Here is an 8052-nt window from a genome sequence, read left to right on the forward strand (position 1 = left end):
CCCTGAGGAGCGCGCAGCGCGTCTCGAAGGGTCGACGGCCCCGCTGGTGGCCGTGCATCCTTCGAGGCTCGCTCCGCTCGCACCTCCAGCGACAACGGCAAAGCCGTTGCGCGGGGATGACGGGACCAAAATATCGAAAACAACCCCATGCAAAGGAGCTGGCGGCTGCCTGCGTCCGACCGGGCGGCTTGACACGTCGGGCAAATCAGGGATAGATTTCCAATATTCCGAAATCGTATAAGCACCGCTCGCCCGCGGCGGCTTGCGCCACATCCGCTAGCGACGGCGCTTCTTCGACGCGGACTTTACTAGCTTGCGCTTGACCTTCGCCCTTGGCCGCAGAGCCGATGCGCCCTTCTCGCTCTCATTCACCTCCGCCCGCAGCGTATCGAGCAGCCAGTCGCGGAAAGCGCGCATGCCCGGCGTGACCTCGCGCGACTTCAGCCAGGTCAGCCAGTACGACCCCGCCGGCACCTCGGCCGCGAACGGCCGCACCAGCCTGCCGGAGGTAAGCTCATTTGCGAACATCGCAATCGGCACCAACCCGACGCCGACGCCACGTGCCGCCGCCTCGGCCATACCAACCGAGCTGTCGAAGATCGGCCCCTGGATTTTCGGACACGACGCGCCGGCCACCGCAAACCACAACGGCCATTCCTCGGCGCGGTAGGAGCGCAGCAAAAACTCCTGCGCGAGATCGGACGGCTTGCGCAGCCGGGCCGCCGCATCGGGGCAGCACACCGGCGAGAGCGGCGCGGACAACAGATGGATGGCCTCGGTGCCGTGCCACGAGCCGTCGCCGAAGCGCAGCGCAAGATCGAGCCCGTCGCCAGCGATGTCGACGCGGTTGTTGTTGGTGAGCAGGCGCAGGTCGATATAGGGATACGCGCGCTTGAAGCGATCGACCCGTTGCAGCAGCCATCCGGTCGCAAACGTCGTGACGCAGCCGACGGTGACGACCTCGCGCGTGCCCTTGGCCTCGATCCGATCGATCGCAGCGCCGATCCGGTCGAACGTGTCCGACAGCACCGGCAACAGCGCCAGCCCCTCGTCGGTGAGCACCAGCCCACGCGGCAGGCGCCGGAACAGGCTTGCGCCCAGCAGCTCCTCGAGCTGCTTGACCTGATGGCTGATCGCAGTCTGCGTCACGCGCAGCTCCATCCCCGCGCGCGTGAAGCTCAAGAGCCGCGCGGAGGCCTCGAAGGCGCGCAACGCGTTCAGCGGGAGATGCCGGCGCATGGCGTCATGACCAAGTTTTTCTCATGCCTCGTTGTATAAATGATTGTTTGTGCGCCGTCACGCCGCCCGGCAGGTTCGCGCCGCCAACGGGAGATTCGACATGCTGACGAGACGGACATTTGGATTGCGTACGCTGGGCCTTGCGGCCTCCTGCACCCTGCCGCGGCCAAGCGCCGCGGCGGGACAGAGTGCAGCGGCGGGACCAGGCGAGCCGGCGCAGCGGTTGCAGCAGGAATTTGCGCGCATCGAGCTTGCGACCAGCGGCCGGCTCGGCGTCGCTGCGCTCGACATGGAAACGGGATTGCGCGCGAGCCGGCGCGGCGACGAGCGGTTCCCGATGTGCAGCACCTTCAAGGCGATGCTGTCAGCTGCCGTGCTGCACCGGGTCGATCGCGGCGAATCCAGCCTTGATCAACGGATGCAGATCGAGGCCAAGGATATCTTGGCCTACGCGCCCGTCGCCAAGCAACACGTCGGATCGGCCATGACGGTGGCCGAACTCTGCGAGGCCGCGATCACGCTCAGCGACAATACCGCGGCCAACCTGCTGCTGCGTGAGATCGGCGGGCCTGCCGGCATGACCAGCTTCTTCCGCACCATCGGCGACAATGTCAGCCGGCTCGATCGCTGGGAGGTGGAACTGAACGAAGCCGTGCCCGGTGACCCGCGCGACACAACCGGCCCTGTCGCGATGCTGAAGAATCTGCAACGCGTGGTGCTCGGCGATGTGCTGCAGGCCAATTCGCGCCAGAGGCTCGTGGACTGGATGGTCGCCAACAAGACCGGCGACGCAAGGCTGCGCGCCGGCGTGCCGCGCGACTGGCGGGTCGGCGACAAGACCGGCACCGGCGAGCGCGGCACCTATAACGATATCGGCGTGTTCTGGCCGCCCGGCCGCAAGCCGATCGTGGTGACGGTCTACCTGACTGGAGCGAGTGCGCCGACGGAGAAGTGCAACGAGGTGATCGCCAACGTCGCGCGCGCCGTTACCAATGCGAGCACCGGGCAGACCGGCTAGAGCGGCACGACGACGCCGCGCAGCACAACGGCGATGCGCGGCTTACATCGCTGCGCGGCTTGGCAGCAACCAAGGATCATGCGACGTTCGATCCGGATGGCGGTGCGCTCGGCAGGCCATCCGGAGGACACGCCTTGTATCGCCGCATCGCCCTCGCCGCCCTGCTTGTTGCGGGCAGCATTCATGGCAGCTTTGCCGCGGCCGACCCGGCGCGGTGCCGCGAGCTGATCCGCAAATATGAAACCGACAAGGCCCAGCTCAGCGCGGCCGAGATTTCGCTGACCCTGTTCGCGGCCGCCAATGCCGATTGCATCAACCTCGCCACCGAGCTGCTCGATGGCGGCGCCTCGGTCGACGCACGGGACCGGCTCGGCGCACGGCCGCTGAGCCACGCCGCCCGCTCCGGCCATCTCGACATGGTCGACCTGCTGCTGGCACGCGGCGCGCCGGTCGATGCGCGCAACCTCGCGGGATCGACCGCGCTCTATTTTGCCGCCGACCGTGGTCACGCCGCGATCGTGCAGCGCCTGATCGACCGCGGCGCCGACGTCAATCTCACCGGCCGCAGCGGCGCCTCGCCGGTCGCGGCCGCCGCCTATGCCGGCCGGGACATGGTGGTGCGCATGCTGCTGGCGCACGGCGCCGACGGCCGCAAAGCCGACGACACCGGCAAGCCGCCGGTCGTGTATGCGGCGGCCGGCGGCCAGTTCGGCATCGTCAAGCAGCTGCTTGCGCGCGATATCGACATCAATGCGCGCTACGCCAACGACCTCACGCTCCTGATGTGGGCGGCCGGGCCGGATGAGACCGTGCCGGAAGCGCAGGCGCTCGAGGTCGTCTCGTATCTCCTCGACGCCGGCGCGAGGGTCGACGATCGCGATGCGCGGGGCCGCACCGCGCTGATGATCGCCGCCGAAGGCAATCATCCGGCGATTGCCAAGGCGCTGCTGGCGCATGGCGCCGACGCTGCGCTGGCCGACAAGGCCGGCAAGCACGCCGCCGACCTCACCATCCTGTCGGCGCTGCGCGAGGAGCTGACGCCGCACTGACATAAAGCGGCCGGATATCAGCATCGCGAAGGCAGTGCGCCCCCTCTCCCGCTTGCGGGCAGGGCTGGGGTGGGGGCTCTCTCCGCGGGTCATATCGCGGAGAGAGCCCCCACCCGCCTCGCATCTTCGATGCGATGCGACCTCCCCCGCAAGCGGGAGAGGTGCAGCCAGAATGCCGCGAGACCTTCGCGCCGCTCACAGCCCCGCCAGATAGTCCACCAGCGCGGCGAGGTCGTCGGGCGACGTCGCCAGCATCAGGTCGGACATGCCGGGATTGTTGCCGCGCGCGCGGGTGCGGAAGTCGGCGATAGTCTTGGCGAGGTAGTCGCGTCCCATCCCGGCAAGCCGCGGCACCGTGCCATCACCCTGGAAGCGATCGAGATGGCAGGCCGGGCAGCCGACGGAAGCGCTGGCACTGAGCGCCTTCGCCGCGACGTCCTTGGGCGCACGCGGCTGGCCGAGGTCAGGCCATTGCTTCTGCGAGAAATATTCCGCGATCGCCAGCATGTCGTCGCGCTCGAACTGGGTCGCGATCGGCTGCATGATCTCGCTCTTGCGATCGCCGCGCTTGAAATCGCGAAGCTGGATGTAGAGATAGCCGGCCTGCTGGCCCCAGATCGTCGGAATGGTCTTGTCGACCGGCTTGCCGTCGGCGCCGTGGCAACCGGCGCAGACAACGACCTTGTCCTCGATCGTCTCGGCGCGGGCCTCGGCCGCAACAAGCAGCAGCGCGGCGCCACAAATCGATAACTTACCAAGCATCTACTCATCCTGAAGCGCAGTCGTCATTGCGAGGAGCGATAGCGACGAAGCAATCCATCCTTCCGCATACGCGGTACGATGGATTGCTTCGCTTCGCTCGCAATGACGGAATATCCATTATCCAAGCAAACAGAAGCGGGACCGAACGGGTCCCGCTTCGCCGTCAATGTGTGCACGCGTGACGACGCATCCCGTCCCGGCTCAGTCGAGCGTGAAGGCGATGATGTTGTTCCCACGCTTGAAGTCGACCTGGGTGTTACCGCCTGCGCCGACCACGACATATTGCTTGCCGCCGACCATGTAGCTCGACGGCGGCGCATTGACGCCGGCGCCGGCGCGGAAGCTCCACAGCTCCTTGCCCGTGGAGGAATTATAGGCCGCGAACTTGCCGTTGCCTTCACCGGTGAACACCAGACCGCCGGCCGTAGCCAGAATCCCGCCGATCATGGGCTCGGGTGTCTTGACCTGCCACTTGATCTTGCCGGTGTTGTAGTTCACGGCTGTGATGTTGCCGGATTGCTGTTCACCGGGGATCGCAGTGAAGGCGCCACCCAGCCACAGCTTCCCGTTTGGATAGGGCGAGCTCTCGACACGGTAGTGCATGGGCTGGTGCAGGTTGATGGCATAGGCCAGCGACTGTCCCGGATCGGTCGCGATCGGCGACCATTCGACGCCGCCGTTGGCGCCCGGCAGCATGCGCGCGCCTTCCTTGGTCGGAAGTACCCACATGTTCTCCTGCGGCACCATTGCCTCGGAGAAGCGGATCAGGCTGCAGTCCTTGCGATCGTGCACATAGATGTGCCCGGTCTTGCCGGCATGAATGACGCCGGGAATGGTCTTGCCGCCCTTGTCCTTGACGTCGACCAGCACCGTCGGGCTGACCGCGTCGAGATCCCACACGTCGTGGGCGATGTACTGGAAATGGCAGACATACTTGCCGGTATCGAGATCGAGCGACACCAGCGAGTTGGTGTAGAGGTTGTCGCCGGGCCGGTTCGAGCCGTCGAGGTCGGGCGACGGATTGCCGACGACGAAGTAGATCCGGTTGGTCGCGAGATCGACCGACGGGTTCTGCCACACGCCGCCGCCGAGCTTGGCATAGGGATCGCCGTTCTTGGCGAGCACGTCCTTTTCGGCCTGGATATTGCGATGCATGTCGCGGCCGGTGGCGTCCTTGGTCGCCCAGACGCCGACCGAGCTCTCCGGGATGGTGTTGAAATTCCAGAGCTGCTTGCCGGTCTTGGCGTCATAGGCGCGCACGAAGCCGCGGATGCCGTATTCGCCGCCATTGGTGCCGATCAGGACCTTGTCCTTGACCACGGTCGGCGCCATCGTCTCGCTGTAGCCGAGCTCGGGATCGGCGATGTTGGTGGTCCACACCACCTCGCCGGTCTTGGCATTCAGCGCCATCAGCTTTGCATCCAGCGTCGCCAGATAGACCCGGTCGCCGAGCACCTGGACGCCGCGATTGTTGGGACCGCAGCAATAGACGGTGATCGGGCCCATCTTGTGGGCGTAGTGCCACAGCTGCTGGCCGGTCTTGGCGTCGAGCGCATAGACGTGGCTGAACGACGTCGTGACATACATCACGCCGTCGACGACGATCGGCGATGTCTCGAGCGACTCCTTGACGTCGGTCTGGAAGATCCAGGCGACGTGCAGATTCTTCACATTGTCCCGGCTGATCTGCTTGCCCGGATAAAACCGCGTCTGGGCGTAATTGCCGTTGGTGAGCAGGAAGTCCTTGCTGTTCTTGTCGGCGGCGTTGAGCTGCTCCTGGGTCACCGGCGGGACATTGGCGTTGCCGAGGACCGACTGCTTCTCCTGCTTGACTTCCTGTGCGATGGCGGTGCCGGACAACAGGCCAACGCCGACCGCTGTGGCTAATGCCGCAAGCCCTTTCACATACATGTCTTCCCCCGTTATTTCTTGGTTGGACTATTAGGGACGGTGTTCGCTACTTCGCCTTCGAGACTTCGCCTTCGAAGCCTGGCCGCCATAGCGAGCGCACATCGTTGTGTGATCCGGTTGCGCTGCAATAGATAAATCAAAAAGACGACGACAGGTATCGATGGACGGGTTCCATGTTAGCGCTGTCCTTCACAAAGACAATCGATGCGCTCGATGCGAAGCCGGAACAGTGTGCGTTTCGCGCGGGCGAAACGAAGCAATGCCGAGCAGCCACCAACCCAAGCGATATCGGTCACTTGCGGTGCCTGCGCGCATCGCCCCACGAATTCGCCTTCGCAAGCGCAGCACGCAAAATGAGACTACGCGTCAAGCGACGGCATCGCGCGGGGAGCCGCGCCGGCTGAGGCGATCGCGCTCCGCCGGCGCGATCACCTACTCCCAGGACCAGGCCGAGAAATCATTCTCGAACTGCGGGACTTCCTTCCACACGCCCTTCAGCTTCTTGCTGGCGATCGTGATCCATTGCGGCTGAAACAGGAAGCCGGCCACCGCATCGGTCGCCAGCATCCGCTGCGCGTCGCCGAGCAGTTTGGCACGGCCGGCCTCGTCCGGCGTCGCCATGATCTGCTGATAGAGCGCATTGAACGCCTCGGACTTGTAGCCGAGATAGTAGTCCGGCTCGGTCAGCTTCACGAGGTCGAACGGCTCGACATGCGAGACGATGGTGAGGTCGTAATTGTGCGGGCCGGTGAAGACCTGCGACAGCCACTGCGCCCATTCCACGTTCTCGATCTTGGCAATGATGCCGACCTTGGCGAGTTGCGCCGCGAGGATCTCGCCGCCCTGCCGCGCATAGGCCGGCGGCGGCAGCCTGAGGCTGAGCTCGAGCGGCGTCTTGACGCCGGCTTCCGCCAGCAGCTTCTTGGCCAGTTCCGGATCGTAGGGGTTGATGCCGGTGGTATCGACATAGCCAGGCGAGCCCGGGGTGTAGAAGCTGCCGATCGGCGTGCCGAAGCCGTCGACTGCGCCGTCGATCATCGCCTTGCGGTCGATCGCGGCCAGGATGGCGCGGCGAACCCGGATGTCGTCGAGCGGCTTCTTGCGCTCGTTGATGCCGACGATGGTCTTGGCCTTGGAGCCGCCGATCAGGACGCTGAAGCGCGGATCGGCCTTGAACTGCGCGAGGCTGCGCGCCGCACCGACCCGCGGAAAGGCATCGACGTCGCCCGACAGCAGCGCTGCGACCTGCGCGGCGGGATCGCCGATGAAGCGGATCGTCACCTTGGCGAGCTTGATCGCGGCGGCGTTGCGATAGTCAGGCCATTTCACCAGCGTGATCGATGAGCCCTTGGCCCAGCTGCCGAGCGTGTAGGGACCGGTCCCGACCGGCTGCGTCACATCGGTCGGCGCGCTTTTCGGTTCGACGATCGAGCCTGATGCCTGGCCGAGCAGGAACGGCAGGTTCGGCTCGGAATATTTCAACGCGACGACGACGGTCTCAGGGTCCGGCGCCGTCACCGACGCGAAGGCCTGGTACAGGCTCTTGTCCTTGTTGGTCGAGGTCGGCGCCGCGGCGCGGTCGAACGAGAACTTCACCGCGGCGGAATCGAACGGCTCGCCATTGTGGAATTTGACGCCCTTGCGGAGCTTAAAGGTGTAGGTCTTGAGATCCGGCGAAGCCTGCCAGCTCTCGGCGAGCAGCGGCGACACCGAGCCGTCCTCGTTGATCTTGGTCAGGGTCTCGTAGACATTATAGAGCGTGACTTCGGCGATCGCCGCGGCCGCCGCGTTGGTGGGATCGAGTCCCGGCGGCTCCAGCGTCATGCCCATCACGACGCTGTCCTTCTTGCCCTGCGCGAGGCTCGGCAGCGGCGCTGCAACGAGTGCGGCAGCGGCCGCGATGACGCACAATTTCCTCAACATTGGTCTGCTCCCCGGACGTGCTCTTTGTTCAGCCTAAAGCATGATGGACCTAAGATCGAACAGCAACCGCGGAGGAGGTGTGCTCCCTCTCCCGCCTGCGGGGGAGGGCTGGGGTGGGGGCTCTCTCCACGAGTCACATCCTGGAGAGAG

Annotated in this window: 6 protein-coding genes; 2 read left to right on the top strand and 4 right to left on the bottom strand. The window is 65.4% G+C overall.

All coding sequences use genetic code 11. The annotated features are described in order from the left end of the window. Positions 1-276 precede the first annotated feature (276 nt). Complete coding sequence (locus AC628_RS39715; protein ID WP_074132146.1) at positions 277-1239, bottom strand: LysR family transcriptional regulator; 963 nt, start codon at positions 1237-1239, stop codon at positions 277-279. 100 nt (positions 1240-1339) lie between these two features. On the opposite strand from AC628_RS39715, the gene bla reads away from it, so the two are divergent. Both bla and AC628_RS39725 read left to right on the top strand, forming a co-directional pair. Next, positions 1340-2257, top strand: coding sequence for a class A beta-lactamase (gene bla, locus AC628_RS39720; RefSeq protein WP_074132148.1), 918 nt, complete (start codon positions 1340-1342; stop codon positions 2255-2257). Positions 2258-2391: 134 nt separating this feature from the next. Next, complete coding sequence (locus tag AC628_RS39725; RefSeq protein WP_168193538.1) at positions 2392-3306, top strand: ankyrin repeat domain-containing protein; 915 nt, start codon at positions 2392-2394, stop codon at positions 3304-3306. A 195-nt stretch (positions 3307-3501) separates the two neighbouring features. On the opposite strand, the gene AC628_RS39730 is transcribed toward AC628_RS39725, so the two are convergent. The 3 genes from AC628_RS39730 to AC628_RS39740 all read right to left on the bottom strand — a co-directional run bounded on the left by AC628_RS39730 (position 3502) and on the right by AC628_RS39740 (position 7902). Then, positions 3502-4068: a c-type cytochrome gene (locus AC628_RS39730; RefSeq protein ID WP_074132151.1), complete on the bottom strand. Its 567-nt coding sequence runs from the start codon at positions 4066-4068 to the stop codon at positions 3502-3504. 201 nt (positions 4069-4269) lie between these two features. Continuing rightward, the gene (locus AC628_RS39735; RefSeq protein WP_074132153.1) at positions 4270-5979 is read right to left on the bottom strand and encodes a pyrroloquinoline quinone-dependent dehydrogenase; all 1710 of its coding nucleotides are present in this window, start codon (positions 5977-5979) and stop codon (positions 4270-4272) included. 432 nt (positions 5980-6411) lie between these two features. Next, positions 6412-7902 (bottom strand): ABC transporter substrate-binding protein, encoded by a 1491-nt coding sequence (locus AC628_RS39740; RefSeq protein ID WP_074132154.1) that lies wholly within the window; start codon positions 7900-7902, stop codon positions 6412-6414. Positions 7903-8052: the final 150 nt, after the last annotated feature.

It is taken from the genome of Bradyrhizobium sp. NAS96.2 (assembly GCF_001908235.1).
Lineage (GTDB): Bacteria > Pseudomonadota > Alphaproteobacteria > Rhizobiales > Xanthobacteraceae > Bradyrhizobium.

What these genes read in the sequence shown, in the direction of transcription:
- AC628_RS39715 (WP_074132146.1), bottom strand. Translation starts at nt 1,239, where the DNA reads ATGCGCCGGCATCTCCCGCTGAACGCGTTGCGCGCCTTCGAGGCCTCC.
- AC628_RS39735 (WP_074132153.1), bottom strand. Translation starts at nt 5,979, where the DNA reads ATGTATGTGAAAGGGCTTGCGGCATTAGCCACAGCGGTCGGCGTTGGC.
- AC628_RS39730 (WP_074132151.1), bottom strand. Translation starts at nt 4,068, where the DNA reads ATGCTTGGTAAGTTATCGATTTGTGGCGCCGCGCTGCTGCTTGTTGCG.
- AC628_RS39740 (WP_074132154.1), bottom strand. Translation starts at nt 7,902, where the DNA reads ATGTTGAGGAAATTGTGCGTCATCGCGGCCGCTGCCGCACTCGTTGCA.
- bla (WP_074132148.1), top strand. Translation starts at nt 1,340, where the DNA reads ATGCTGACGAGACGGACATTTGGATTGCGTACGCTGGGCCTTGCGGCC.